Annotated in this window: 26 protein-coding genes; 11 read left to right on the plus strand and 15 right to left on the minus strand. The window is 72.6% G+C overall.

The annotated features are described in order from the left end of the window. Positions 1-10 precede the first annotated feature (10 nt). Positions 11-1,081 carry an RNA methyltransferase gene (locus AACH10_RS05920; RefSeq protein WP_341409445.1) on the minus strand — a complete coding sequence of 357 codons (1,071 nt, stop codon included), beginning with the start codon at positions 1,079-1,081 and terminating at the stop codon, positions 11-13. A gap of 108 nt (positions 1,082-1,189) precedes the next feature. Here AACH10_RS05920 and ccmA point away from each other — a divergent pair, with 108 nt between their 5' ends. From ccmA to AACH10_RS05965, 9 genes are read left to right on the plus strand one after another with little or no spacing between them, the layout of a single operon-like run. Further along, positions 1,190-1,876, plus strand: coding sequence for a cytochrome c biogenesis heme-transporting ATPase CcmA (gene ccmA / locus AACH10_RS05925; protein WP_341409446.1), 687 nt, complete (start codon positions 1,190-1,192; stop codon positions 1,874-1,876). Beyond that, entirely contained in the window at positions 1,876-2,559 is a 684-nt protein-coding gene (ccmB, locus tag AACH10_RS05930; protein ID WP_341409447.1) for a heme exporter protein CcmB, read from the plus strand. Before ccmA ends, ccmB begins: the two co-directional genes overlap by 1 nt. A gap of 10 nt (positions 2,560-2,569) precedes the next feature. Next, positions 2,570-3,316, plus strand: coding sequence for a heme ABC transporter permease CcmC (gene ccmC / locus AACH10_RS05935; RefSeq protein ID WP_341409448.1), 747 nt, complete (start codon positions 2,570-2,572; stop codon positions 3,314-3,316). After that, positions 3,313-3,492 carry a heme exporter protein CcmD gene (ccmD, locus tag AACH10_RS05940; RefSeq protein WP_341409449.1) on the plus strand — a complete coding sequence of 60 codons (180 nt, stop codon included), beginning with the start codon at positions 3,313-3,315 and terminating at the stop codon, positions 3,490-3,492. The genes ccmC and ccmD overlap by 4 nt, the downstream gene beginning before the upstream one ends. 5 nt (positions 3,493-3,497) lie before the next feature. Continuing rightward, a complete protein-coding gene (gene ccmE, locus AACH10_RS05945; RefSeq protein WP_341409880.1) occupies positions 3,498-3,971 on the plus strand; it encodes a cytochrome c maturation protein CcmE in 474 nt (157 codons plus the stop codon). Beyond that, positions 3,968-5,998: a heme lyase CcmF/NrfE family subunit gene (locus AACH10_RS05950; RefSeq protein WP_341409450.1), complete on the plus strand. Its 2,031-nt coding sequence runs from the start codon at positions 3,968-3,970 to the stop codon at positions 5,996-5,998. Before ccmE ends, AACH10_RS05950 begins: the two co-directional genes overlap by 4 nt. Further along, a complete protein-coding gene (locus AACH10_RS05955) occupies positions 5,995-6,519 on the plus strand; it encodes a DsbE family thiol:disulfide interchange protein (RefSeq protein WP_341409451.1) in 525 nt (174 codons plus the stop codon). Before AACH10_RS05950 ends, AACH10_RS05955 begins: the two co-directional genes overlap by 4 nt. Continuing rightward, entirely contained in the window at positions 6,512-6,994 is a 483-nt protein-coding gene (locus tag AACH10_RS05960; RefSeq protein WP_341409452.1) for a cytochrome c-type biogenesis protein, read from the plus strand. Before AACH10_RS05955 ends, AACH10_RS05960 begins: the two co-directional genes overlap by 8 nt. Beyond that, positions 6,975-7,658 (plus strand): tetratricopeptide repeat protein, encoded by a 684-nt coding sequence (locus AACH10_RS05965; RefSeq protein WP_341409453.1) that lies wholly within the window; start codon positions 6,975-6,977, stop codon positions 7,656-7,658. The genes AACH10_RS05960 and AACH10_RS05965 overlap by 20 nt, the downstream gene beginning before the upstream one ends. A gap of 7 nt (positions 7,659-7,665) precedes the next feature. On the opposite strand, the gene AACH10_RS05970 is transcribed toward AACH10_RS05965, so the two are convergent. The 9 genes from AACH10_RS05970 to AACH10_RS06010 all read right to left on the minus strand — a co-directional run bounded on the left by AACH10_RS05970 (position 7,666) and on the right by AACH10_RS06010 (position 17,705). Then, entirely contained in the window at positions 7,666-8,562 is an 897-nt protein-coding gene (locus AACH10_RS05970; RefSeq protein ID WP_341409454.1) for a hypothetical protein, read from the minus strand. Positions 8,563-8,655: 93 nt separating this feature from the next. After that, positions 8,656-9,966, minus strand: a complete 1,311-nt coding sequence (glgC, locus tag AACH10_RS05975) for a glucose-1-phosphate adenylyltransferase (protein WP_423228575.1) — start codon at positions 9,964-9,966, stop codon at positions 8,656-8,658. Between the two features lie 281 nt (positions 9,967-10,247). After that, complete coding sequence (locus AACH10_RS05980; protein WP_341409456.1) at positions 10,248-11,735, minus strand: amidase; 1,488 nt, start codon at positions 11,733-11,735, stop codon at positions 10,248-10,250. Positions 11,736-11,802: 67 nt separating this feature from the next. Then, positions 11,803-12,615: a hypothetical protein gene (locus AACH10_RS05985; protein ID WP_341409457.1), complete on the minus strand. Its 813-nt coding sequence runs from the start codon at positions 12,613-12,615 to the stop codon at positions 11,803-11,805. A gap of 175 nt (positions 12,616-12,790) precedes the next feature. Then, a complete protein-coding gene (locus AACH10_RS05990; RefSeq protein WP_341409458.1) occupies positions 12,791-13,018 on the minus strand; it encodes a cysteine-rich CWC family protein in 228 nt (75 codons plus the stop codon). Further along, a complete protein-coding gene (locus AACH10_RS05995) occupies positions 13,015-14,568 on the minus strand; it encodes a malonate--CoA ligase (protein WP_341409459.1) in 1,554 nt (517 codons plus the stop codon). Before AACH10_RS05995 ends, AACH10_RS05990 begins: the two co-directional genes overlap by 4 nt. An 8-nt stretch (positions 14,569-14,576) precedes the next feature. After that, entirely contained in the window at positions 14,577-15,578 is a 1,002-nt protein-coding gene (locus AACH10_RS06000) for a Bug family tripartite tricarboxylate transporter substrate binding protein (protein WP_341409460.1), read from the minus strand. 29 nt (positions 15,579-15,607) lie between these two features. After that, positions 15,608-17,032: a malonyl-CoA decarboxylase domain-containing protein gene (locus AACH10_RS06005; protein ID WP_341409461.1), complete on the minus strand. Its 1,425-nt coding sequence runs from the start codon at positions 17,030-17,032 to the stop codon at positions 15,608-15,610. Further along, positions 17,022-17,705, minus strand: a complete 684-nt coding sequence (locus tag AACH10_RS06010; protein WP_341409462.1) for a GntR family transcriptional regulator — start codon at positions 17,703-17,705, stop codon at positions 17,022-17,024. Before AACH10_RS06010 ends, AACH10_RS06005 begins: the two co-directional genes overlap by 11 nt. Positions 17,706-17,991: 286 nt before the next feature. Between AACH10_RS06010 and sorT the strand changes: the two genes are divergently transcribed. Together sorT and sorU are read left to right on the plus strand one after the other, a co-directional pair. Further along, the gene (sorT, locus tag AACH10_RS06015) at positions 17,992-19,176 is read left to right on the plus strand and encodes a SorT family sulfite dehydrogenase catalytic subunit (protein ID WP_341409881.1); all 1,185 of its coding nucleotides are present in this window, start codon (positions 17,992-17,994) and stop codon (positions 19,174-19,176) included. Next, the gene (gene sorU / locus AACH10_RS06020) at positions 19,176-19,523 is read left to right on the plus strand and encodes a SorU family sulfite dehydrogenase c-type cytochrome subunit (protein ID WP_341409463.1); all 348 of its coding nucleotides are present in this window, start codon (positions 19,176-19,178) and stop codon (positions 19,521-19,523) included. Before sorT ends, sorU begins: the two co-directional genes overlap by 1 nt. A 49-nt stretch (positions 19,524-19,572) precedes the next feature. Here sorU and AACH10_RS06025 read toward each other — a convergent pair whose 3' ends face one another. The 5 genes from AACH10_RS06025 to accB form a co-directional block, all read right to left on the minus strand. Continuing rightward, complete coding sequence (locus AACH10_RS06025) at positions 19,573-20,487, minus strand: carbohydrate kinase family protein (protein ID WP_341409464.1); 915 nt, start codon at positions 20,485-20,487, stop codon at positions 19,573-19,575. A 48-nt stretch (positions 20,488-20,535) separates the two neighbouring features. Then, entirely contained in the window at positions 20,536-21,633 is a 1,098-nt protein-coding gene (locus AACH10_RS06030) for a zinc-ribbon and DUF3426 domain-containing protein (protein ID WP_341409465.1), read from the minus strand. Between the two features lie 146 nt (positions 21,634-21,779). After that, positions 21,780-22,694: a 50S ribosomal protein L11 methyltransferase gene (gene prmA / locus AACH10_RS06035; RefSeq protein ID WP_341409466.1), complete on the minus strand. Its 915-nt coding sequence runs from the start codon at positions 22,692-22,694 to the stop codon at positions 21,780-21,782. 6 nt (positions 22,695-22,700) lie between these two features. Next, positions 22,701-24,050: an acetyl-CoA carboxylase biotin carboxylase subunit gene (gene accC, locus AACH10_RS06040; RefSeq protein WP_341409467.1), complete on the minus strand. Its 1,350-nt coding sequence runs from the start codon at positions 24,048-24,050 to the stop codon at positions 22,701-22,703. Positions 24,051-24,066: 16 nt separating this feature from the next. After that, positions 24,067-24,537: an acetyl-CoA carboxylase biotin carboxyl carrier protein gene (gene accB, locus AACH10_RS06045; protein WP_341409468.1), complete on the minus strand. Its 471-nt coding sequence runs from the start codon at positions 24,535-24,537 to the stop codon at positions 24,067-24,069. Positions 24,538-24,695: the final 158 nt, after the last annotated feature.

Raw genomic sequence — 24,695 nt, forward strand, 5'->3', positions numbered from 1 at the left:
CGTCTCCCGCTCAGGCCGACGGCGCGATGCCGATCACGCGTTGGCCGCCGCGCGCCGGCCGCTCGGCCCGCGCCCGCAACTGGCCGCAGCCGGCATCCACGTCCTGCCCGGCCGAGCGGCGCAGCCGCGTCAGCACGCCGCGGCGGTTGAGCCAGCGCGCCATCTCGGCGGCGCGCTCCCAGCTGGGGCGCTGGTAGCCCGAGCCTTCCACGCTGTTGAACGGGATCAGGTTCATCATCGCGCGCTTGCCGGTCAGCAGCGTGGCGATGCCTTCGAGCTCGTCGTCGCCGTCGTTCACGCCTTCCAGCAGCGTCCACTGGTACTGGATCGGGTAGCCGGTGGCTTGCGCGTAGGCCTCGCCCAGCGTCACCAGCTCGGCCGGCGTCAGCGCCGGCGCGCGTGGCAGCAGATCGGCGCGCAGCTCGGGCTTGGTGGTGTGCAGCGACAGCGCCAGTGCGGGCTTCACGCGCCCGGCCGGCAGGCGCTCGAACACGCGCGCATCGCCCACGGTGGAGAACACCAGCTCCTTGTGGCCGATGTTGCCGGCCGTGCCCAGCACCTCGATGGCGTCCATCACCTCGTCGAGGTTGTGCGCCGGCTCGCCCATGCCCATGAAGACCACGCGGCGCACGCCGTTCTGCAGCCCGGCGCGCTGGCGCCGCGCCAGCACCACCTGGGCCACGATCTCGGCGCTGCCCAGCTGGCGCACCAGGCCGCCCTGGCCGGTCATGCAGAAGCGGCAGCCCACGGCGCAGCCCACCTGGGTGGATACGCACACGCCGCCGCCCTTGGGCCCAACAGGCAGCAGCACGCTTTCCACCATCTGGCCGTCGTGCAGGCCCACCAGCAGGCGCGCCGAGCCGTCCTCACCCGGGTGGCTGGCGTTCAGGCGCGCCAGGCCGGCCAGCTCGTCGCGCAGGCCGGGCAGGGCTTCGAGCAGGGGCTTGGGATAGAAGTGTTCGGGCGCGTGCGCGCCACGGTCGTGCTCGGCCGCCTGCACCCAGTGGCGCAGCACGCGCTGCACATGGGCCGGGCCGGCGCCCAGCGCGTGCAGTCGGTCAAGAAGGTCGGCGAGGCGCATCGTGGTCAGCGGAATCGGGGCCGCATTGTCGGCGATGCCCGCCAGGCCCCGGCGGCGCTTGACCAACATCAAGCCCCAGACTGGGGCGGCTGGCTAGCATGGCCCGCAGTGACTTCCTCGCCCGCCACCGTTGCGCCTTCGGGCACCCTGGCCGCCCAGGCCCTGGCCTGCCGGCGTGGCCGGCGGCGCCTGTTCAGCGGCCTGGACCTGACGCTGCCGCCCGGCCGGCTGACCTGGCTGCGCGGCGCCAATGGCAGCGGCAAGACCAGCCTGCTGCGCATCCTGGCCGGCCTGTCGGCGCCGGCCGAGGGCCAGGTGCTGTGGAACGGCCAGCCGCTGGCGCGCGCGGGGGATGCGGCGCGCGAGCGCCTGCACTACATCGGCCACGCCAATGCCCTGAAGGACGATCTGACACTGGCCGAGGCGCTGGCCTTTCTGGCGCAGCTGCAGGGCCTGGATGCGCCACAGCGCCGTGCCACCGCAGCGCTGGAGCGGTTGGGCCTGGCCTCGCGCGCCGGGGCGCTGGTGCGCACGCTGTCGCAAGGCCAGCGCCGCCGCGGCGCACTGGCCCGGCTGGCGCTGGACGAGGCCACACCCTGCACCTGGCTGCTGGACGAGCCCTTCGACGCGCTCGATCAGGCCAGCGTGGCCACGCTGGCCGCGCTGATCCAGGCCCAGGCCGCGCGCGGTGGCGCGGTGCTGTTCACCAGCCACCAGGCCGTGCCGCTGGCCGGCCTGCACACCGTCGACCTGGGTGCTGCGCCTGCGCGCAGCGCCGACCGGGCCGCCGCCTGATGGCCACCGGATCCTGCCTCTGGGCTGTGGCCCGGCGCGACCTGCGCCTGGCCGGCCGCCGCCGCATCGAGGCGCTGCTGCCGCTGGGCTTCTTCATCGTGGCCGCGGGCCTGTTCCCGATCGGCGTGGGGCCTGAGCCGCAGACGCTGCGCCAGATCGCCCCCGGCGTGGTGTGGGTGTGCGCGTTGCTGGCGGCCATGCTGTCGGTGACGCAGATGTTCGCCGGCGACCACGCCGATGGCTCGCTGGAGCAGATGCTGCTGGCGCCCGGCGGCCTGCCGGCGCTGGTGGCCGCCGTGGCCGGCAAGGTGCTGGCGCACTGGCTCACGGCCGGCGTGCCGCTGGTGCTGGCCGCGCCGCTGCTGGGCCTGCTGTTCGACCTGCCGGCCGATGGCACGGCCATGCTGGTGGCCACGCTGGCACTCGGCACGCCCACGCTCAGCCTGCTGGGCGCGGTGGGCGCGGCCCTCACGCTGGGGCTGCGCAGCGGCGCGGCGCTGGTGTTCCTGCTGGTGCTGCCGCTGACCGTGCCGGTGCTGATCTTCGGCACCGGCGCCGTGGGCGCGGTGCTGGGTGGGCAGTCGGCCCAGGCGCACTGCTCGCTGCTGGGCGCGCTGCTGATCGCCGCGTTGCTGGGCCTGCCGCTGGCCACCGTGGCCGCGCTGCGCATTTCTCTCGATTGAAGCCCCTGCCGTGACCCTGCGCCTGACCACCTTTGCCGCCCCGTCGCGCTTCTATGCGCTGGCCGGCGCCTGCCTGCCCTGGCTGTGGGTGGCCACCGTGCTGTTCACCGCGGCCGGGCTGTGGGTGGGCTTCCGCCTGGCGCCCACCGACTTCCAGCAGGGCGAGGCCTACCGCATCATCTTCATCCACGTGCCGGCGGCGTGGATGTCGATGCTGATCTACCTGGTGATGGCCTTCTGGGCCGCCTGGGGCTGGATGCTGAATGCGCGCATGGCCTCGATGTACGCCCGCGCGCTGGCGCCCACCGGGGCCTTGTTCACCGTGCTGGCGCTGTGGACCGGCGCCGCCTGGGGCAAGCCCACCTGGGGCACCTGGTGGGTGTGGGACGCGCGCCTGACCAGCGAGTTCATCCTGCTGCTGATGTACGGCGGCTACATCGCGCTGACCGAGGCCATCGACGACGCGCGCCGCGCCGCGAACGCCGGCGCGCTGCTGGCCCTGGTGGGTGCGGTGAACGTGCCGGTGATCTACATGTCGGTGAAGTGGTGGAACACGCTGCACCAGGGCTCCAGCATCAGCATGACTGCCGCGCCCACCATGGCCCGCACCATGCTGTTGGCGATGGGGCTGATGACGCTGGCCTTCTGGGCCTACAGCTTTGCCGTGGTGTTCACCCGCGCGCGGGCCATCGTGCTGGAGCAGGAAGCCGACAGCGACTGGGTGCGCACGCGGCTCACCCGTGGAGAACAGGCATGAACTGGGGATCGTGGCAGGCCTTCTGGCACATGGGCGGCTACGGCCTGTACGTGTGGAGCGCCTATGGCGTGACGGCGCTGATGATGGTGGCCGAGGTGCTGCGGGTGCGTGCCCGACTGCGCCGCGCGGCCGAGGCCGCGCGTGCGCTGGCCCTGAACCCGGAGATGGGCGAATGAGCGCCGTGAAGCCCAGGCACCGCCGCGCCGCCATCGTGCTGGGCGTGCTGGTGGCCGTGGGCGCCATCGTGGCCCTGGTGCTCAATGCCTTCAACAGCAACCTGGTGTTCTTCTACACGCCCACGCAGATCGCCGCGAAGGAGGCGCCGCAGGGCCGCACCTTCCGCATCGGCGGCCTGGTGCAGGCCGGCAGCCTGCAGCGCGATGGTGTGACCGTGCGCTTTGCCGTCACCGACACCGCGCAGACCGTGTCGGTGCGCTATGAAGGCGTGCTGCCCGACCTGTTCAAGGAAGGCAAGGGCGTGGTGGCGCAGGGCCAACTGGGCGCAGACGGCGTGTTCACCGCCCGCGAGGTGCTGGCCAAGCACGACGAGAACTACATGCCGCCCGAGGCCGCCGATGCGCTGCAGCGCGCCGACCAGGTGAAGGCCAGGATGGCCGGCACGCTGGTGGGGGCACAACCTGGAGCCGGCAAATGATCCCCGAGCTCGGCCATCTGCTGCTGATGCTGGCGCTGGGCGCCGCCATCGCCCAGGGCGCGCTGCTGCTGACCGGCGCGCAGCGCGGCCGCGCCGACTGGATGGCGCTGGCCCGGCCGCTGGCCGGCGCGCAGGCGCTGCTGGTGGGTGGCGCGTTCGCGTGCCTGGTGGCCAGCTTCGTGCGCAACGATTTTTCGGTGCTGTACGTGGCCAGCAACTCGAACGCCGCGCTGCCGCTGCTGTACCGCATCACCGCGGTGTGGGGCGGGCACGAGGGCTCGCTGCTGCTGTGGGTGGCCATGCTGGATGCGTGGATGGTGGCCGTGGCGCTGTTCAGCCGCCGCCTGCCGCAGCCGGTGCTGGCGCGCATCCTGGGTGTGCTGGGCTGCGTGGCGGCGGGCTTTCTGCTGTTTCTGCTGGCCACGTCCAACCCCTTCGAGCGCCTGATCCCGGCGGCCGACGACGGGCGCGATCTGAACCCGCTGCTGCAAGACCTCGGCATGGTGGCGCATCCGCCGATGCTCTACATGGGCTATGTGGGCTTCTCGGTGGCCTATGCCTTCGCCATCGCGGCGCTGCTGGGTGGCGACCTGAACGCCACCTGGGCGCGCTGGACCCGGCCCTGGACCACGGCCGCCTGGGTGTGCCTGACCTTCGGCATCGGCCTGGGCAGCTGGTGGGCCTACAACGAGCTGGGCTGGGGCGGCTGGTGGTTCTGGGACCCGGTGGAGAACGCCAGCTTCATGCCCTGGCTGGTGGGCACGGCGCTGATGCACTCGCTGGCCGTGACCGAGAAGCGCGGCAGCTTCAAGGTGTGGACGGTGCTGCTGGCCATCCTGGCCTTCTCGCTGTCGCTGCTGGGCACCTTCCTCGTGCGCTCGGGCGTCTTGAGTTCGGTGCATGCGTTCGCCACCGATCCGCGGCGCGGGTTGTTCATCCTGGCCTTTCTGGTGGTGGTGATCGGCGCTTCGCTGCTGCTGTTCGCCTGGCGGGCGCCCAGCGTGGGCCTGGGCCAGCGCTTCGGCCTGCTCAGCCGTGAGACGACTCTGCTGGTCAACAACATGCTGCTGCTGGTGGCCTGCGGTGCGGTGCTGCTGGGCACGCTGTACCCGCTGTTCCTGGATGCGCTGGGCCTGGGCAAGATCTCGGTCGGCCCGCCGTACTTCGACACCGTGTTCGGCTGGCTGATGGCGCCGCTGCTGCTGTTGCTGGGCGTGGGCCCGCTGGTGCGCTGGAAGACCGACGAGGCCGCGCCGCTGCTGCGCCGTGTCGGCTGGGTGGCCCCGGTTGCGCTGCTGGGCGCGCTGGCCATCGGTGGGGCGCATGGCCGCATCGCGCCAGCCACCACCGGTGCGCTGGCACTGGCGCTGTGGATCGCCGGCGGCGTGTTGGTCGAACTGGTCGGCCGCTTGCGCGGCAAGCCCGGCATGGGTGCTTCGGCATGGGGCCGTGCGCGCCTGCTGCCGCGCGCCCTGGTGGGCATGTGGCTGGCGCACCTGGGCGTGGCGGTGTTCGCCACCGGCGTGGCCATGGTCAAGACCTACGAGACCGAGCGCGACGTGCGCATGGCGCCCGGCGCACACGCCGAGGTGGCCGGCTTCCGTTTCACGATGACCGGCCTGCAGGATGTGACCGGCCCCAACTTCGACGCCGCGCAGGCGCGCATCGAGGTCACACGCGACGGCCGGCTGGTGGCCGTGCTGTACCCCGAGAAGCGCGTCTACCGCGTGCAGACCATGCCGATGACCGAGGCCGCCGTGCACAGCACGCTGCTGCGCGACCTGTATGTGTCGATGGGTGAGCAGGTGAAAGCCGCCCACACTGCCGGAGGTGCGCAGGGCGACTGGATCGTGCGCATCCAGCACAAGCCCTTCATCGGCTGGATCTGGCTGGGCTGCCTGGTGATGATGGCGGGCGGCGTGCTGGCGGCGAGTGACCGGCGCTACCGGGTGGCGGCGAAGGCCGCGCAGGCGGTGCCCCAGACCACGAGCACGTTGACCGCGCCGGCGGCGGAGGCCGCACCATGACCCGCTTCCTGCTGCCACTGGGCATCTTCCTGGCGCTGGTGGTGTTCCTGGCGCTGGGCCTGAACCTCAATCCGCGCGAGGTGCCGTCGCCGCTGGTCGACAAGCCCGCGCCATTCTTCCAGGCCCCCGCGCTGGCCCGGCCCGAGGCCACGCTGCGCCGTGACGACCTGCTGGGCCAGGTGTGGCTGCTGAATGTGTGGGCCAGCTGGTGTGGCGCCTGCCGCGACGAACACCCGGTGCTGGTGGACTTCGCGCGCCGTGCCAAGACGCCGCTGATCGGCCTGAACTACAAGGACCAGCGCGACGCCGGCCTGGCCTGGTTGAAGGCGCGGGGCGATCCGTACCGGGATTCGGTGTTCGACCCCGACGGCCGCATCGGCATCGACTACGGTGTCTACGGCGTGCCCGAAACTTTTGTCGTCGACCGTGCCGGTGTCATCCGCTACAAGCACATCGGTCCGCTGACGCCCGAAGTCTTGAAGGATCGCATCGAGCCCTTGCTGAGGAAACTCGATGCTTGAGCTTCACCGCCCCGCTGCGGCGCTGTGCCTGGTGGCGGCGCTGGCACTGCCGGGCCTGGCCACGGCCCAGCCGGCTTCAGCACCCGCAAGCACCGAGGCCCCGTCCGCCGCCATCGACCCCGCACTGGAAGCCCGCATGATGGCGCTGGCTGCCGAGTTGCGCTGCCTGGTGTGCCAGAACCAGACCATTGCCGACTCGCACGCCGGCCTGGCCGAGGACCTGCGCCGCCAGATCCGCGAGATGCTGGCGCGCGGCCTGAGCGACCAGCAGGTGCGCGACTACATGACCGCGCGCTACGGCGACTTCGTGCTCTACAGGCCGCCGTTCAAGGCCAGCACGGCGCTGCTGTGGGCCGGCCCCGGCGTGCTGCTGGTGGCGGCCCTGGGCACGCTGGCCGCGGTGCTGCGCCGCCGCCAGCGCCTGGGCGACCAGGCCTTCGACCCCGAGACCCCCGATGACGACGAGCCCCGCTGATCCCGCTGCCCTGGCCCTGGCCGAAGCGGCTGCGCCGGCGCAGCCGGCGCGTCCGTCCCGCCGCCTGGTGCTGGGCCTGGTGGCCTTCGTGCTGGTGTTCGGCGCGGCCGGCTATGCCTGGCGCGGCCACCCGGCGGGCTGGCAGGCCGGCCCGGCCGACAGCGCGGCCAATGCGCCGCACCAGTTCGGCCCTGCGCAGTTCGAGGCCATGGCCGCCCGCCTGGCCGAGCGCCTGCAGCGTGAGCCCGGTGACGCCGAGGGCTGGGCCATGCTGGGCCGCTCGTACGCGGTGCTGGGCAAGCCCCAGCAATCGCTGGCGGCCTACCAGCGCGTGGTGGCACTGCGGCCCGACGATGCCCAGGCCCTGGCCGATCTGGCCGATGCCACCGGCGCGGTGCAGAACCGCCAGCTGGCTGGCGAGCCCGCGCGCCTGGTGGCCCGCGCGCTGCAACTGGACCCCGACAACGTCAAGGCCCTGGCGCTGGCCGGCACCATCGCCTTCGACCGTGGCGACAAGGCGCTGGCGGCGCAGCACTGGGCGCGTGCGCTGAAGCAGGTGGAGCCGGGCAGCGCCATCGCCCAGCGCCTGCAGGGCGCGTTGGCGGATGCGCAAGGGGATGCACAAGGGGATGCGCAAGGCGGCGCATCCGGCCGCCCGCGGTGAGCTTGCCTCAGCCGTTCACCTTCAGGTCGAGGCTGCCCACGGCCAGCCGCAGTGACACGCCGGGCAGCGCCTCGTCACCACCGCCCAGGGCCTCCTCGCTGTAGCCCAGCAGGCCGCAACCGCTGAGCGTCAGGCTGGCCAGCACGTTCTTCTGCGTGGCATCCGGCAGGTCGATGGTCAGCGACAGGTACTCGCTGTCGGCGATCACGCCGTCGGCGATGGTCTTGCCCACCCAGGCCAGCGCGGCGTCGCGGCCGGCGGCCGCCAGGTCCAGGCGCACCTCGCCCATCTGCACCGAGCTCTGGTGCCGGCTGGGCAGGCGGCCCAGGCCGTGCGCCTCCTCGGCCAGCCGAGCACTCACCGTCGGCAGGGCCACGCGCGTCACCCAGCGGCTGTCGAAGGGCAGGCCCTGCACGCGGTAGTTGCACCGCAGCGGGCCCTTCTTGCGCACGGTGGTGGCGCCGGGCACGGCCTCGGCGCTGACCTTGGGATAGCTCACGGCGCCGGGCTGCCAGGTCAGGCCAATGGTGAACGGCAGCTTGCTGGTGGCGTCCAGCGTGGGCAGGCGCAGTTCGGTGAGCCAGCCGTCGCTCCAGGCGATGCGGCGGTTGAGCTTCAGATCGATGTCGAACATCAGGCCGGCGCCGGCACGCGCAACGCCATTGGCGCGCGGCAGCGACAGCGCCCAGTCCAGCAGCGGGCCGGGCTGGTGGAGGTCGAACTCGGCGGCCATCGGCGTGATGCCCACATTGGCCGCCAGGCGCGCCGCGCCGTTCGGGCCCAGCGGCGCCACCACCGTGTCGACCTGGTAGCCCGGCGGCTGCAGGCTGCGCAGCCAGCCGGCGAAGCGGCCGTCGAGTTCCAGGGCGGGCTGACGGGCATAACCGGGACGGGCGATGGCCATGGCGGCTCCTGCAAGGGCGGGCGGCCAGCATAGCCCGCGCGCCCCGGCCTGGCCGCGCCCAGGCGCGCCACAGCTTGGGGGGGCGGCGTCGGTCTACAGCGTGTGCAGCGGCATGGGGGCCGAGTCGTCGCCGGTGTCGGCCCAGCGCGCGGCCGCGGCGGGCGGGATCTCGCCCGGCCGTGGCGCGGCCAGCATGTCGGGCGTGATCAGCACCACGCCGCGCGGGCTGACGTGGAAGCGCGCGCGGTCTTCATCCACGTTCAGCCCGGCGCGAAAGCCGTCGGGCAGCACGCAGCCCTTGTCGACGATGGCGCGCTGGAGCACCACGCGGCGGCCGATCTGCACATTGGGCAGGATCACCGAGTCCTCGATCAGGCTGGCCTCGGCCACGCGCACCTTCGAGAACAGGATGGACCGCCGCACCGTGGCGCCGCTGACGATGCAGCCGCCCGACACCAGCGAATCCATCGCGCTGCCGCGCCGGCCCTCGTCGTCGAACACGAACTTGGCCGGCGGCACCTGGCGCTGCAGGCTCAGGATGGGCCATTCGTCGTCGTACAGGTTCAGCTCCGGCACCACATGGGTCAGGTCGAGGTTGGCCTCCCAGTACGCGTCCACCGTGCCCACATCGCGCCAGTAGGGCTGGTCGCCCACCATGTTGACGCAGCTCTCGGTGAAGCGGTGCGCCAGCACATGGTGGCCGCGCGCCACCAGGCGCGGGATGATGTCGTGGCCGAAGTCGTGGCGCGAGTCGGGGTTGGCCGCGTCGGCGGCCAGCTTCTCGCACAGGAACTCGGTGCCGAACACGTAGATGCCCATGCTGGCCAGGGCCCTGCCGGGCTTGCCCGGCATCGGCTGCGGCTGCGCCGGCTTCTCGGTGAAGGCGGTGATGCGGTCGGCCTCGTCCACGCTCATCACGCCGAAGCCGCGCGCCTGATCCAGCGGCACCTCGATGCAGGCCACCGTGGCATCGGCGCCAGCGGCGATGTGGTCGGCCAGCAGGCGCGCGTAGTCCATCTTGTAGACATGGTCGCCGGCCAGGATCAGCACGTACTCGGGCCGCGCCTCGCGCACGATCTCCAGGTTCTGCCACACGGCGTTGGCGGTGCCGCTGTACCAGCGCTCGTCGAGCTGCTGCTGCGCTGGCACCACGTCGATGAACTCGCCCAGCGCCGACTGCAGAAAGCCCCAGCCGCGCTCGATGTGGCGGATCAGGCTCTGCGCCTTGTACTGCGTGAGCACGCCAACGCGACGGATGCCCGAGTTGACGCAGTTGCTGAGCGCGAAGTCGATGATGTTGAGCTTGCCGGCAAAGGGCAGGGCCGGCTTGGCGCGCCGGTCGGTCAGCTGATAGAGCCGCGAGCCGCGGCCGCCGGCCAGCACCACGGCATAGACATGCTGCATGCGGTGCGCCAGATCGGCCGCCGCGCGGGCGGCGGTGGCCGGGGCCACCGGGTGCGGGGCGCGCGGCCGCGCCGGGGCGGGGCGTTGGGACATGCGGGTCTCCTTCGCGTGGCCGTGGCGGCCTGCCGCGCAGGGTGAGCGGCAGGCGTGACGGCGTCTTGACGAGGCGCGATGCTGCACCGCCCCGTGCGCGGGCGCCAGGGGCGGGCATTGATCCATGTCATTCCCCGCGCCGGGCGTCAAGGAGGCCCCACGGCGCCGGCCAGGGGCATGCCGGCCGTTCAGGGTGCGGGCGGGCGGCGGGCCAGCAGCTCGGCGGCCAGGGTCTCGTAGGCCGCGGCCGCCCGCAGCAGCCGTGCGTCGGCGCGCGGCGGCGCGATCAGCTGCAGCCCGGCCGGCCAGCGGCCGTTGGCATGGAAGCCGGCCGGCAGGCTGAGCGCCGGCGCCCCGGCGAAGGTGGCGTACAGCGTGCTCTCCATCCAGCGGTGGTAGGTGTCCATCGTGCGGCCGGCCACCTGCTGCGGCCAGCGCTCGCCGATGGCGAACGGCCACACCTGCGTGACCGGCAGGGCCAGCAGGTCCACGTGCTCGAACAGCGCCAGCATCGCCGCGTGCAGGCGCGTGCGCGTCTCACTGGCGCGCAGCAGGGTCATGGCGTCCAGGCCCTGGGCCTGGTCGTGCTCCCACAAGGCCTCGGGCTTGATGTGCGCGCGGGCCGGGCGCCCGTCGCGCGGCTGCAGCGCCAGCAGGCCGGCCACGCGCGGCGCCACCAGCGCGCGGCGCCACATCAGCCAGGCCTGCCACACGGCGTCCAGGTCGATGTCGAGGCGGGCCGGCAGCACCAGGGCGCCGGCGCCCTCGAAGCGCCGGAGCGCTGCTTCGCAGACCGGCAGGATGCCGCTTTCCACCGGCAGGTGGCCGCCCAGGTCGCCCAGCCAGCCGATGCGCAGGCCGCGCAGCGAGGCGGGGTCGGCATCGGCGGCGGTGAGCGTGAAGTCGGCGCCGTCGTCCAGCGACAGCGGTGCGCGCGCATCATGGCCGGCTTGTGTGGCCAGCAGCGCGGCCAGGTCGCGCACCGTGCGTGCCATCGGGCCCTCGGTGCCCAGCTGGCTGATCCAGGTGTCGGCGGCCGGCCACATCGGCACGCGGCCCTGGCTGGGGCGCAGGCCGAACACATGGTTCCAGGCCGCCGGGTTGCGCAGCGAGCCCATGAAGTCGGAGCCGTCGGCTACCGGCAGCAGGCGCTGGGCCAGGGCCACGGCCGCGCCGCCGCTGGAGCCGCCGCCGCTGACTGTGGCGTCCCAGGCGTTGGGCGTGGCGCCGAACACCGGGTTGAAGGTGTGCGAGCCCAGGCCCAGCTCGGGCATGTTGGTCTTGCCGATGACGATGGCGCCGGCCGCCTTCATGCGCGCGGCCATCAGGCCGTCGCGCGGGGCCACGGCATCGGCCAGCAGCGGGCTGCCCACGGTGGTGGCAAAGCCCTCGGCCATGGCCGCGTCCTTGATGGCCTGCGGGATGCCGTGCAGCCAGCCCCGGCTGTGCCCGCGGGCCAGCTCGGCGTCGCAGGCCTCGGCCTGGGCCAGCAGGCGCTCGTCGGGCGCCAGGTTGACGATGGCGTTGAGCGCCGGGTTCAGGCGGTGGATGCGCGCCAGGTAGGCGGCCATCACCTCGCGGCAGGACAGCCGGCGCGCGTGGATGGCGGCCGAGAGGGCGTGGGCGTCGAGGTCGGTGATCTCGCTCGCGTCGCAGGGCAGGGGGCTGGCGGTCATGTCGCCAGCCTAACCCGCAGGCTGGCACATCCCCACCGGGATCAGCCCGGGGCGTGGGCCTGCCGCGTCAGCGCAGGCGGCGCACCGGCAGCGGCCGCACGCGCCGGCGCGACAGCCAGGGCAGGGCGATCAAGCCGGCCAGCAGCAGCGCACGCGGGTGCAGTTCGGGCACGCTGGCGGCGATGCCGCCGCCGGCGCCTGCGCTGCCGAGGTCGGGCAGACCGCTGGTCGCGGCCAGGGCCCAGCGCAGCGTGCCGCCGGCCACCAGGTAGTCGCCGATGCCGTCGCCGTACAGCGTCACGTCGGTCGCGCCGGCGCCGAAGGTGATGGCGCCGACGAAGTGCGTGAACTGGCCGTTGAGCGCCCAGCCGGGGTTGTCGGCCGCCGAGTGCGCGGTGCCCACGGCGACCGTGGCGCCGCCCTCGAAGGCGATGTACAGGCTGGAGGCGAAGCAGCAGGTGCCCCAGTCGCCGATCTCCAGACCGAAGGCGGTGACCGGCTGCGCGAAGTGGAAGCGCAGGCCCGAGCGGTCCACCGGCGCCTGCGGCTCCAGGCCGATGGCCCAGCCGCTCATGGCGCCGGGCAGGGCCAGCGTGCGCAGGGCCGCGTAGTCCTCGTCCACCAGGTGGGGCCGGCCGTCCAGCGCGGTGATGCGCACGCCGGGCAGGTCGAACTGGCGGGCGCCATCGGTCAGGTCGCGCAGGGTCTGGGTGTGCAGCGCAGCCGGCTGCGCCGCCACCGCGGCGTCGAAGGCGGCGATGCCCGATGCCAGATCGGCCTGGATCACCGCCGGGGCGGCCAGGGCCAGGGCCGGGGCAGGCGCGCCCAGCGCGAACAGCAGGGCGCCGGCGGCGCACAGGGCGCGGAGCAGCGGGGTCATCGGAAGGCGTCCTCGGGCGGCGGCCCGGGACAGCGCGCTGTCCGGCCAGGTTCAGGCCGGGGGCGGTGCGTTCGGGCGGATGGCAACAGGGCGCCAGTGTGGGCGCCGGGTGCCGGCCGCAAACCCGCGATGAGCGCGGGCTTTCCGGGGCGAATCCGCCGGGTGCGTCAGGCGCTCAGGGCGCGGCACCGGCGGCCAGCGCCTGCAGGCAGGCCAGGCACAGGCAGCCGGTGTAGCGTGCGCGCAGCGCGGCCTGCAGCGCCGGGGTGAGCTGCACCGTGGTGCAGGGGCAGGGCGCGGGGCCCTGCATGCCGCACTGGAAGCCACCGCCGCAGCGCGGGCAGCGGTCGGTGGCCGGGTTGGCGCCCGGCCCGTCGGGCTGCGGGGCGCCGGGCGTGGTCACGCGAACAGGCCCTTGTGCTGGTCGCGCAGCAGGTTCTTCTGCACCTTGCCCATGGCGTTGCGCGGCAGGTCGGCCACCACGAACAGGTGCTTGGGCACCTTGAAGTTGGCGATCTGTGTCTTGAGCTTGGCCACCATGGCGGCGGCGTCCAGCGTGGCGCCGGGCTTGGCCACCACCACGGCGATCACGCCCTCGCCGAAGTCGGGGTGCGGCACGCCCACCACCGCGCTCTCGGCCACGCCGGGCATCTCGTTGATGAAGCCCTCGATCTCGGCCGGGTAGACGTTGTAGCCGCCGCTGATGATCAGGTCCTTGCTGCGGCCCACGATGGTGATGAAGCCGTCGGCCGCGCGCTTGCCCACGTCGCCGGTCTTGAACCAGCGGCCGCCCGAGGCGTCGGTGGTGAACTCCTCGGCCGTCTTCTCGGGCATGCGCCAGTAGCCGGCGAACACGTTGGGGCCCTGCACCTGGATGTGGCCGATCTCGTCGGTGTCGCAGGCGTTGCCGTCGTCACGCACCACGCGCACGCCCACGCCGGGCAGGGCCGGGCCCACGGTGCCGCGCTGGCGCGCACCGTCCGTCGCGCGACAGGGGTTGCTGGTCAGCATCACCGTCTCGCTCATGCCGTAGCGCTCGAGAATGACGTGGCCGGTGCGCTCGGTCCAGGCGTCGAAGGTCTCGACCAGCAGCGGTGCCGAGCCGCTGATGAACAGGCGCATGTGCGCGGTCTGCGCCTTCGTCAGCGCCGCCTCGCCCAGCATGCGCACGTACAGCGTGGGCACGCCCATGAACACCGTGGCGCGCGGGAACTGCGCGATCACCGTCTTGGGCTCGAACTTGTTCAGCCACAGCATCGTGCTGCCGTTGAGCAGCGCGCCATGGCTGGCGACGAACAGGCCGTGCACATGGAAGATCGGCAGCGCGTGGATCAGCACATCACGGGGCTGCCAGTCCCAGTACGACTTGAGCACCTGCGCGTTCGACAACAGGTTGCCGTGGCTGAGCATGGCGCCCTTGCTGCGCCCGGTGGTGCCGCTGGTGTAGAGGATGGCGGCCAGTTCGTCGGCCTGCCTGACGGCCGGGGTGTGCTGGTCGCCGTGGTGCGCGGCGCGCTCCAGCAGGCTGCCCGTGCGGTCATCGCCCAGCGTGAACACATGCGCCGTGCCGCTGCTGAAGGCGATGCGGCTGACCCAGGTGAAGTTCTTCGGCGCGCACACCACCATCGCCGGCTCGGCATTGCCGATGAAGTAGGCGATCTCGGCTTCCTGGTAGGCCGTGTTCAGCGGCAGGAACACATGGCCGGCGCGCAGCACGGCCAGGTACAGCACCAGCGCTTCCACGCTCTTCTCGGTCTGCACGGCGATGCGGCTGGCCGGCGGCAGGGCCAGGCTGTCGATCAGGTTGGCCATCATGGCCGTGGCGCGGTCCAGGTCGCGCCAGCTGTAGACGCTGCCGGCGGCCGGGCCGTCCAGCACCTCGATGGCGGGCTTGTCCAGATCGGCCGGGAAGGCGGCGCGCAGCGCCGCGAAGAGGTTGTGGTTGTCGCTCATCTTGTGTGTCAGTCGAGTTTGGCGCCGGAGTTCTTCACCACCTCGTGCCAGCGCTTGGTTTCGCTGCTCACGAAGCGGCCGAAGTCGGCGCCCCATTGGTTGGGCGGCAGGGCGCCCAGGCCGGCCCAGACGGTCTTCAGCTCGTCGGAGTTCAGCGCCTTCTTCATCTCGGCGGTCATCGCGTCGATGACGGGCTGCGGCGTGCCCTTGGGCGCCCACAGACCGTACCAGGTGGCCACCTGGTAGGTGGGCACGCCGGCCTCGGCCGTGGTGGGCACGTCGGGGAAGCCCGGTGCGCGCTGCGGGCCGGCCACGGCCAGGGCCTTGATGCGGCCACCCTTGATGTGGTTGGCCGACGAGCCCAGGCCGTCGAACATCAGGTCCACCTGGCCGGCGATCAGGTCCTGCAGGGCCGGGCCGGCGCCGCGGTAGGGGATGTGGGTGATGAAGGTCTTGGTCTGCAGCTTGAACAGCTCGCCGGCCAGGTGGTGGCTGGTGCCGTTGCCGGCCGAGCCGTAGTTCAGCTTGGCAGGGTTCTTCCGCAGGAAGTCGAGCAGGCCCTTCAGGTCAGCCACCGGCACGCGCTGCGGGTTCACCACGATGACCTGCGGCACGTTGCTGATCAGGCCCACGGGCACGAAGTCGCGCTCGAGGTCGTAGTCGAGCTTGGGGTACATCGACGGCGCGATGGCATGGTGCACCGCGCCCATGAAGAAGGTGTAGCCATCGGGTGCGGCCTTGGCCGCGATGCCGGCGCCCAGCGTGCCGCCGGCGCCGCCCTTGTTGTCGATGACGAACTGCTTGCCGGCGGCCTTGCTCATGGCCGCGAACAGCGGCCGCGCGAAGGCGTCGGTGCCACCGCCGGCCGGGAAGGGCACGACGATGGTCACCGGCTTGTTCGGCCAGGCCTGCGCCTGGGCCAGCATCGGCGTGGCGGCGCTGCCGGCCAGTGCGGCGGCGGCCAGGCCGAGCAGGGCGCGGCGGCGGGAAGGGGTGGGGTGCTGGGTCATGGTGTCTCCGGTCGCTGTCGTTGTGATTGTCAGATCAGGCTCTGGATGGCGCGTGCCTGCACCACCTCGCCGCGCACGAAACGCTGGTGCCGGCGTTCGATGTGCTGCAGGTCGTACAGGTAGTTCACCATCAGGCCGGCCGACTGCTTCAGGCCCTTGGGGGCCAGGTTGGCCAGCGCGTTCAGGCGTTCCAGGCGCGCGCCGTTGTCGAGGTGGAAGCGCGCCACGGGGTCGCCCAGCGGCTGCGGCGTGACATGGGTGAGGTAGATCGTGGCCAGGCGCTTGAGCGCCTGCTGCGCCGGCGCCGGCAGGGCCTGCAGCGTGGCCAGCTGGCCCAGGCCGGCCAGGTCGTCGCCGGCGGCCTCGCGCAGCGTGGCCAGGGCATGCACGGCGCGCTCGGTCACCGGCTGCGGCAGGCCCACCAGCGCGCGGCCCACCTGGGCCGGATCGCGCGCGTTGTGCAGCCAGTGCATCAGGCCGGGGATGGGCGACAGCGTGCAGAAGGTGCTGAGCTGCGGGAACTCGCGCTTGAGCTCGCCGGCCACGCGCTTGATCAGGAAATTGCCCAGCGACACGCCGCGCAGCCCCGGCTGGCAGTTGCTGATCGAATAGAACACCGCCACCTTGGCCGCCTCGGCCGGGCGCGGGGTGGATTTCTTGTCGATCAGCGGGGCGATGGCGTCGGCCATCGCGTCCACCAGCGCCACCTCCACGAAGATCAGCGGCTCGTCGGGCAGCTGCGGGTGGAAAAAGGCGAAGCAGCGGCGGTCGGGCTGCAGGCGGCGGCGCAGGTCGTCCCAGCCGTCGATCTCGTGCACGGCCTCGTGGTGGATGATCTGCTCCAGCAGCTGGGCGGGCGAGTTCCAGTCCACGCGCCGCAGCTGCAGGAAGCCGGGGTTGAACCAGCTCGACAGCAGGTGCAGCAGGTCGTGCTCCACCACCGCCAGGCCGCGCTGGCGCGGCAGGCGCTCCAGCAGGGCCCGGCGCAGGCGCACCAGCGCCGCGCAGCCGCCGGGCGCGCGGTTGATGCGGCGCAGCAGCTCCTGGCGCGGCGGCTCGGACACGCGGCTGAGCTGCAGCAGCGCATCGGCCTGCTGCGGCGCATTGGCATAGGCCACGGCGGCGGCCAGCACCTTCTTGGGATCGGGCGAGAAGTCGCGCGCCAGGTGCTCGAAGAAGCGGTCGAGCAGCGGGTGGCGCGGCGTCTCGAGCAGCGGCTCCAGCCGTGCGATCAGGTCGCGGGCGATGGCCGGGCCGTTGGCCTCGCCGTCCTCGGACAGCAGGCGGCGGCAGTCCTGCAGCAGCGGGCGCAGTGCGCGGTCGGCCTCGGTGCGGGCCTGCCGGCTGGCGGTGGTCTTGCCTGCGGCGGTCTTGGTGACGGCGGCTTTGGTGGCGGGCTTCGGCGCCCGCGGCTTCACGGCGGGGGCGGCAGGGGGCGGGGTGTCATCCGGCATGGCGTTCGCTCTGTTCCTGGTGCTGCAGCGCCTTCAGCGCGGCCAGCTGGGCCATCAGGTGGTCGTGCATGGCGCGGCCGGCGCGTTCGGCATCGCCGCCGCGCATGGCCGCGATCAGCACGCGGTGTTCGTTGATCGAGTCCTGCAGCCGGCCGGGCGCGGCCAACTGGCGGCCGCGCCACAGGCGCATGAAGCGGCGCAGGTCGCCGGTGGCGCGGTCCAGCCAGCGGTTGGCGGCCAGCTGCTGCACGCGGGTGTGGAAGTCGTGATTGGCGCGGTAGTAGCCGTCCAGGTCGCCGCTGGCGGCGTGCAGTTCCAGCTGGTCGTGCAACTGCTGCAGCTGCGACAGATCGGCCGGCGTGGCGCGGCGCGTGGCCTCCAGCGCGCAGCGGCCTTCGAGCATGGCCATCACCGGAAACAGCTGCTCGGCATCGTCGTCGCCCAGCTCGGTGACGCGGGCACCGCGCCGCGGCACCCAGTCGACCAGGCCCTCGGCGGCCAGCACCTTGAGCGCCTCGCGCACCGGCGTGCGGCTGATCTGCCACTGCGCGGCCAGCGCGTTCTCGTCGATGAAGCTGCTCGGCGCCAGTTCGCGGTCGAACACCATAACGCGCAGCCGGGCGGCCACGCCATCGTGCATCGAGACGCCGCGCAGGGGGATCGGTTCGCTCATGGGTGCTATCGTAATCCTGTAATTACAGAATCACACCGGGAAACTCCCGACATGGTGCCACCGTGCCGGGCTGTCGGGGTCGGGGCGGTCGGCAGGGGCTTGCAACCAGGGGTATCGCTGCATCGCGGGCCGGCCGGCCGCAACGCAGAATGCGCGCGGACCCCCGCCATCACCCCCAGCCGAGGAAGCCCCCATGCGCCGTGAGCCCCCGACCGACCATGCCCCAGACGCCTGCGGACACGCCCCCGCCGCCGACCGCCCGTCGCAGCCCGGCCGCCGCCGCCTGATGGCCGGCAGCGCCGCGGCGCTGGCCGGCATGGGCCTGGGCGCCGCGCGGGACGCGGTCGCGCAGGCGGCGCCCCCCGCCGCGCCGGCCGCCGCCAGGCCCTTGCCCGCCTACGTGGCCTGGAAGGACCCGGCCGCGCTGATCCAGCACAGCGGCACCACCATCGAGACGCGCCGCAGCGCCTTCGGCACCAGCCCGATCACGCCGGTCGACCGCCTGTACATCCGCAACAACCTGCCGGCGCCCGATGCGTCCATCGTGGCCGACCGCGACGCCTGGACGGTGGCCATCGAGGGCGTCAAGTCGCCCCGCAGCTTCAGCCTTGCGGAGTTGAAGGGCCTGGGCGTGGAGACGGTGGCCATGGTGCTGCAGTGCTCGGGCAACGGCCGCGGCTACTTTCCCAGCAAGCCCAGCGGCACGCCCTGGACGGTGGGCGCCGCCGGCTGCGTGCTGTGGAGCGGCGTGCCGCTGCGCAGCGTGGCCGCGGCGCTGGGCGGCGTGGCCGAGGGCATGCGATTCGTCACCGGCACCGGCGGCGAGAAGCTGCCCGAGGGCGTGGACCCCAAGAGCGTGATCGTCGAGCGCTCGGTGCCGCTCAGCGTGATGGGTGACGCGCTGCTGGCCTGGGAGATGAACGGCGCGCCCATCCCGCTGGCGCACGGCGGCCCGCTGCGCCTGGTGGTGCCGGGCTACACCGGCGTCAACAGCGTCAAGTACATCAAGCGCCTGGCCTTCACGGCGCAGGAGAGCGACGCGCGCATCATGTCGCACGGCTACCGCATCAGCCCGCCCGGCGGCAAGGGCGACCCCAGCCAGCCCTCGGTGCAGGAGATGGCGGTCAAGAGCTGGATCAACAGCCCGTCGGGCGAGGGCGCCGCGCTGAAGGCGGGCCCGGTGCAGATCACCGGCGTGGCCTTCGGCGGCGTGCACGCGGTGTTCGCGGTGGAGGTGTCGGTGGACGGCGGCAGCAGCTGGCTGCCGGCGCGCTTCGTCGGCCCCGACCTGGGCCGCTATGCCTGGCGCAACTTCGCCGTCGAGGCGCGCCTGGCGCCGGGCACGCACAAGCTGGTGAGCCGCGCCACCGATTCCACCGGCCAGGTGCAGCCCAAGGACCGGCAGGAGAACGCCGGCGGCTACAACAACAACAGCTGGGCCGACCACGCGCTGACCGTGGTGGTGGCCTGATGCCGGCACGGCACGGGCGCCACGCGGCCACTGTCGCTGGCGCCGCCCTGCTGCTGGCCGCGGCCGGCGCGCTGGCCCAGGGCGGCGATGCCGAGCTGGCGCTGGGCCGGCAGGTGTTCGTGCACAAGGCCCAGCCCGCGTGCGCGCTGTGCCACACGCTGCGCGACGCGGGCGCCGAAGGCCAGATCGGCCCGGTGCTGGACGAACTGCAGCCCGATGCCGCCCGCGTGCTGAAGGTGCTGCGCAGCGGCTTCGGCGCGATGCCGTCGTTCGCCGGCAAGCTCAGCGAGGCCGAGATGGCGGCCGTGGCGCGCTATGTGGCCACCGTGACCGGCGCCGCCCGCTGACCTGAACGGCGCGACCGGCCGAGCGCGCGGCCGCTCCGGGTGCCCCAGGTCAGGCGGCGGCGATAAGGTCCGCCGGGATGGCGTGGTTCTGGCCGCCGCGCTGGGCGATCTTCAGTGCGCCCACCTTGTTGCCCAGCGCCACGCAGCGCTCCAGGCTCCAGCCCTGCGACAGGCCGTGCAGCAGCGCGCCGCGGAAGGCGTCGCCGCAGCCGGTGGGGTCGACCACGGCCTCGGCGGCCACGCCCGGCACATGGGTGCGGGTGCCGTTGACCCACACCTCGCAGCCCTCGGCGCCCAGCGTCACGATCACGCCCTTCAGGTTGGGCTGGCGCGACAGCGCCTCGATGGTGGTGCCGATGCGCTCGGTGAGCATCGCGCCTTCGTAGTCGTTCACCGCCACCCAGGTGGCCTGTTCGGTGAAGCGCTGCAGCTCGGCGCCGTCGAACAGCGGCAGGTTCTGGCCCGGATCGAAGATGAACGGGATCTTGGCGTCGGCCAGCTGCTGGCAGTGGCCCAGCATGGCCTCGCGGCCGTCGGGTGCCACGATGGCCAGCGTGATGTCCTTGCGCTCGACCGGCACGCGCGTGGTGTGCGCCAGCATCATCGCGCCGGGGTGGAAGGCGGTGATCTGGTTGTTGTCCTCGTCGGTGATGATCATGCACTGGGCCGTGTAGGTCTCCTGCGCATTCAGCACCAGCGAGGTGTCCACGCCCCAGCCCTTCAGGCGCGCCATGTAGTCGCCGCCGTCGTTGCCGATGGCGCCCTTGACCAGCGGTTCGCCGCCCAGCAGGTGCAGCGTGTAGGCGATGTTGCCGGCGCAGCCGCCGTACTCGCGGCGCAGCGTGGGCACCAGGAAGGACACGTTCAGCATGTGCACCTTGTCCGGCATGATCTGCTGGGCAAAGCGGCCGTGGAAATTGGTGATCGTGTCGAAGGCGAGCGAGCCGCAGATCAGGACGGACATGGTGGCATCGGGCCCCGCGAAGGGCCCCGGTTCATGGAAGAGAGAGGTTCAGGGGTAGAACAGCTCGACGGTGTAGCCGTCGACCGATTGTCCGCCAGTGGCCAGCAGGGCCTGCAGCACCAGCTCCTGGCCCGGCGCCAGGGCCGTTTGCGGGGCGCCCAGGTCGGCCAGGCGCAGCACGCGGCGCTGCACCAGGCGGCCGGTGGCATCGGTCAGCGACAGCTCCACCGCCGGCGCGGCCAGCGCGATCTCGGCACGGTTGCGCAGCGTCAGGTTCAGCCGGTACTGCGCCGCGCCGGGGTCGTCGGCGGCCACGCCGTCCAGCCGGCTCAGCGCCGAGGCATCCACCGAGAGCTGGCCGATGCGGCGCAGAGGCTGCAGCTGGCAGCCGGTGACGCGGCACAGCGTCTGCAGTGTGGGCGCCAGGCCTGGATGGTGCGCGGCCAGCGTGTCGCGCCACAGCAGGCCGGCCTGGGCCAGGGCCAGGCCACCCAGCACCAGGGCGCCGGCCGCCGCAGCCGCGCGCCTGTGCGGCCGTTTCCAGGCGGCCTGGCGTTCGGCCACGCGCACGAACTCGGGCGCCGGCTCGGCGGGCGGCGGCGCCTCCTGCGGAAACGCGGCCATCGCGGCCAGTGCCGGCGCCGTGGCCTGGGTGGGGTCGGCCAGCGTGGCCGACAGGCCACCGGGCGGCGGCGGCGCGGTGTCGGCGGCCGGGTCGGGCAGGTCGGCCGGCACCGCCTCGGCCGAGGGCGCGCGCAGCAGCAGGCCGGGCGCCGGGGCCTCGGCCCCGGTGTCGGGGGCCAGGGCCTCCAGCGGCGCCAGGGGTTCTGGCGGCGCCCATGGTTCGGGTTCGGTTTCGGGGGCGGCGGGCAGCGCCGGTGGTGGCGCGGCGCCCTGCGCGGCGGCCGGTGAGGCCTGTGCGGGCGCAGTGGGCGCAGCGGGCTCCGGGTGCGGCGCCGCAGCCGGCGGGGTGGCCATGCCGGGCAGGTGCACCGGCAGGCCGGTGTCCATGTCCAGCAGGTCGTCGGTGGCGTTGAACACGCCCGAGCAGCGGCCGCAGCGCACCCAGCCCTGGGACACCAGCAGCTGGTCGTGCACCACGCGGAACACGGTGCCGCAGGTGGGGCAGCGCGTGGCCAGGCTCATCGCGACGGGCAGCGCCGCCGGTGCAGGCCGGGGCGGACGTCAGGAACGGGCGGCTTCATGGTGGCGGCGATGATGCCATGCCGCCCAGGTGCACCGTCAGTGGGTGAGCCGCGGGTGAACAGCGGGTGAGCCGCGAGCGGCGCCGATCAGGCCGGCCGCTGTGCCGTCATCAGGATCCAGCCGTCCTCGCTGTCGCTGACCTCCAGCGCCAGCCAGGGCGCGTAGGCGGCCTTCAGCTCATCGGCCTGGCGCTCCAGGATGCCGGCCAGCACCAGGTGGCCGCCGGGGGCCACATGGCTGGCCAGCAGCGGCGCCAGCAGCTTCAGCGGCGTGGCCAGGATGTTGGCCAGCACCAGCGGGTACTCGCCGCGCGCGCCTGCCTGCGGGTCGTCGGGCAGCGCGGCACTGAGCGTCACGCCATTGGCCGCGGCGTTGTCGCGGGTGGACTGCACCGCGGCCTCGTCGATGTCGACCGCGTCGATGCCACGGCCGCCATGCAGCGCCGCACCGATGGCCAGGATGCCCGAGCCGCAGCCGTAGTCCAGCACGCGGGTCCAGCCTGCGGCCAGCGCCGCCGCCTGCGTGGCCGTCCAGCGCAGGCACATGCGGGTGGTGGGGTGGGTGCCGGTGCCGAAGGCCAGGCCGGGGTCGAGCCGAATGATCTTCTCGGCGGCCGCCGGCACCTCGTGCCAGCTGGGCACCACCCAGAAGCTGGGCGTGATCTCCACCGGCGCGAACTGGCTCTGCGTCAGCCGCACCCAGTCCTGGTCGGCCACCTCGCGCAGGGCCTGCACCTGCACGTCGGCCGCCCAGTCCTGGGCCATCACCAGGGCCGCGGCCTCGGTGGCCTGGGCCTCGTTGGCGAACAGCGCGGTGATGTCGCTGCGCTGCCAGCCCTCGCGTGGCGCGGGCATGCCGGGCTCGCCGAACAGGGCCTGTTCGGCCTCGGTGCCCGCGTCGGCGTCGGCCACCGAGACCGACAGCGCGTCGAGCTCGTCGACCAGCGCCTCGCTGACCGATTCCACCAGCGCCTCGGGCAGGCGCAGCACCAGTTCATGCATGGGATGTCACCGCTTGTGGTGTTCCAGCCACTTTTCCAAGTAGTGGATGCTGGTGCCGCCTTCGATGAACTTGGCGTCCACCATCAGTTCGCGGTGCAGCGGGATGTTGGTGGAAATGCCTTCGACCACCGTCTCGGTCAGCGCCGTGCGCATGCGCGCCAGGGCCTGCTCGCGGGTGTCGCCGTGCACGATCACCTTGCCGATCATCGAGTCGTAGTTCGGCGGCACCAGGTAGTTGGTGTAGACATGGCTGTCCACGCGCACGCCGGGGCCACCCGGCGGGTGCCACATGCTGATGCGGCCCGGCGACGGGGTGAACTTGTACGGGTCTTCGGCGTTGACGCGCACCTCGATGGCGTGGCCGCGCATCTGCACCTGGCGCTGCGTGAACGGCAGCTTCTCGTTGGCGGCGATGCGGATCTGCATCTGCACGATGTCGACGCCGGTGACCAGTTCGGTCACCGGGTGCTCCACCTGCACGCGGGTGTTCATCTCGATGAAATAGAACTCGCCGTTCTCGTACAGGAACTCGAAGGTGCCGGCGCCGCGGTAGCCGATCTTCTTGCAGGCGGCGGCGCAGCGGTCGCCGATGCGCTCGATGATGCGGCGCGGAATGCCCGGCGCCGGCGCTTCCTCGATGATCTTCTGGTGGCGGCGCTGCATCGAGCAGTCGCGCTCGCCCAGCCACACCGCGTTCTTGTGCTGGTCGGCCAGCACCTGGATCTCGATGTGTCGCGGGTTCTGGAGGAACTTCTCCATGTACACCGCCGGGTTGTTGAAGGCCGCGCCGGCCTCGGCCCGGGTGGTCTGCACCGCGTGCAGCAGCGCCGCCTCGGTGTGCACCACGCGCATGCCACGGCCACCGCCGCCGCCGGCGGCCTTGATGATCACCGGGTAGCCGATGGCCCGCGCGGCCTGCACGATGGCCTTGGGGTCATCGGGCAGCGCGCCTTCCGAGCCCGGCACGCAGGGCACGCCCGAACGGATCATGGCCTGCTTGGCCGACACCTTGTCGCCCATCATGCGGATGGCTTCGGGCGTGGGGCCGATGAAGGTGAAGCCGCTTTTCTCGACGCGCTCGGCGAAGTCGGCGTTCTCGCTGAGGAAGCCGTAGCCGGGGTGGATGGCCTCGGCGTCGGTGACCTCGGCCGCGGCGATGATCGCCGGCATGTTGAGGTAGCTCTGGCCCGAGGGCGGCGGGCCGATGCACACGGCCTCGTCGGCCAGCTTGACGTACTTGGCCTCGCGGTCGGCTTCGGAATACACCACCACCGACCGGATGCCCATCTCGCGACAGGCGCGCTGGATCCGCAGGGCGATCTCGCCGCGGTTGGCGATCAGGATCTTCTTGAACATGGGCAGCAGCCGGCCGTCACTCGATGATGAACAGCGGCTGGCCGAATTCGACCGCGGCACCGTTCTCGACCAGCACCTTGGTGATGGTGCCGGACTTGTCGGCCTCGATCTCGTTCATGATCTTCATGGCCTCGATGATGCAGACCGGCTCGCCTTCCTTGACCTGCTGGCCCACATCGGCCAGCGGCTTGGCGCCGGGGCTGCTGGCGCGGTAGAAGGTGCCGACCATCGGCGACTTGACGACATGGCCGGTCACCTCGGCCGCGGCCGGGGCGGCTGCGGCGGCCACCGGTGCGGCGGCGGGCGCGGTGGCGGCCGCCGGGGCCGACGGCGCGGCCACCATCATCATTTGCGGCTGGGCCACGCCGGCCGGCGTGGCGCCGGCCTTCACGATGCGCACCTTGCCCTCGGCCTCGGTGATCTCGAGCTCGGAGATGTTCGATTCCGACACCAGGTCGATCAGCGTCTTGAGCTTGCGCAGGTCCATGGGGGTGTTCTCCGGTTCGGCGGCGCGCCGGTGGCGCCGCGGTGGGACGGCAGATCAGCTTGCAGCGATCTGATTTCATCTGCGGGGCCTGATGCCCGCATCTGCCGCGAACGGCATCGAATGGATGCCTGATTGTCTCACAGCAATCCATCGCGACG

Source organism: Pseudaquabacterium inlustre, assembly GCF_038066595.1.
GTDB lineage: Bacteria > Pseudomonadota > Gammaproteobacteria > Burkholderiales > Burkholderiaceae_C > Pseudaquabacterium > Pseudaquabacterium inlustre.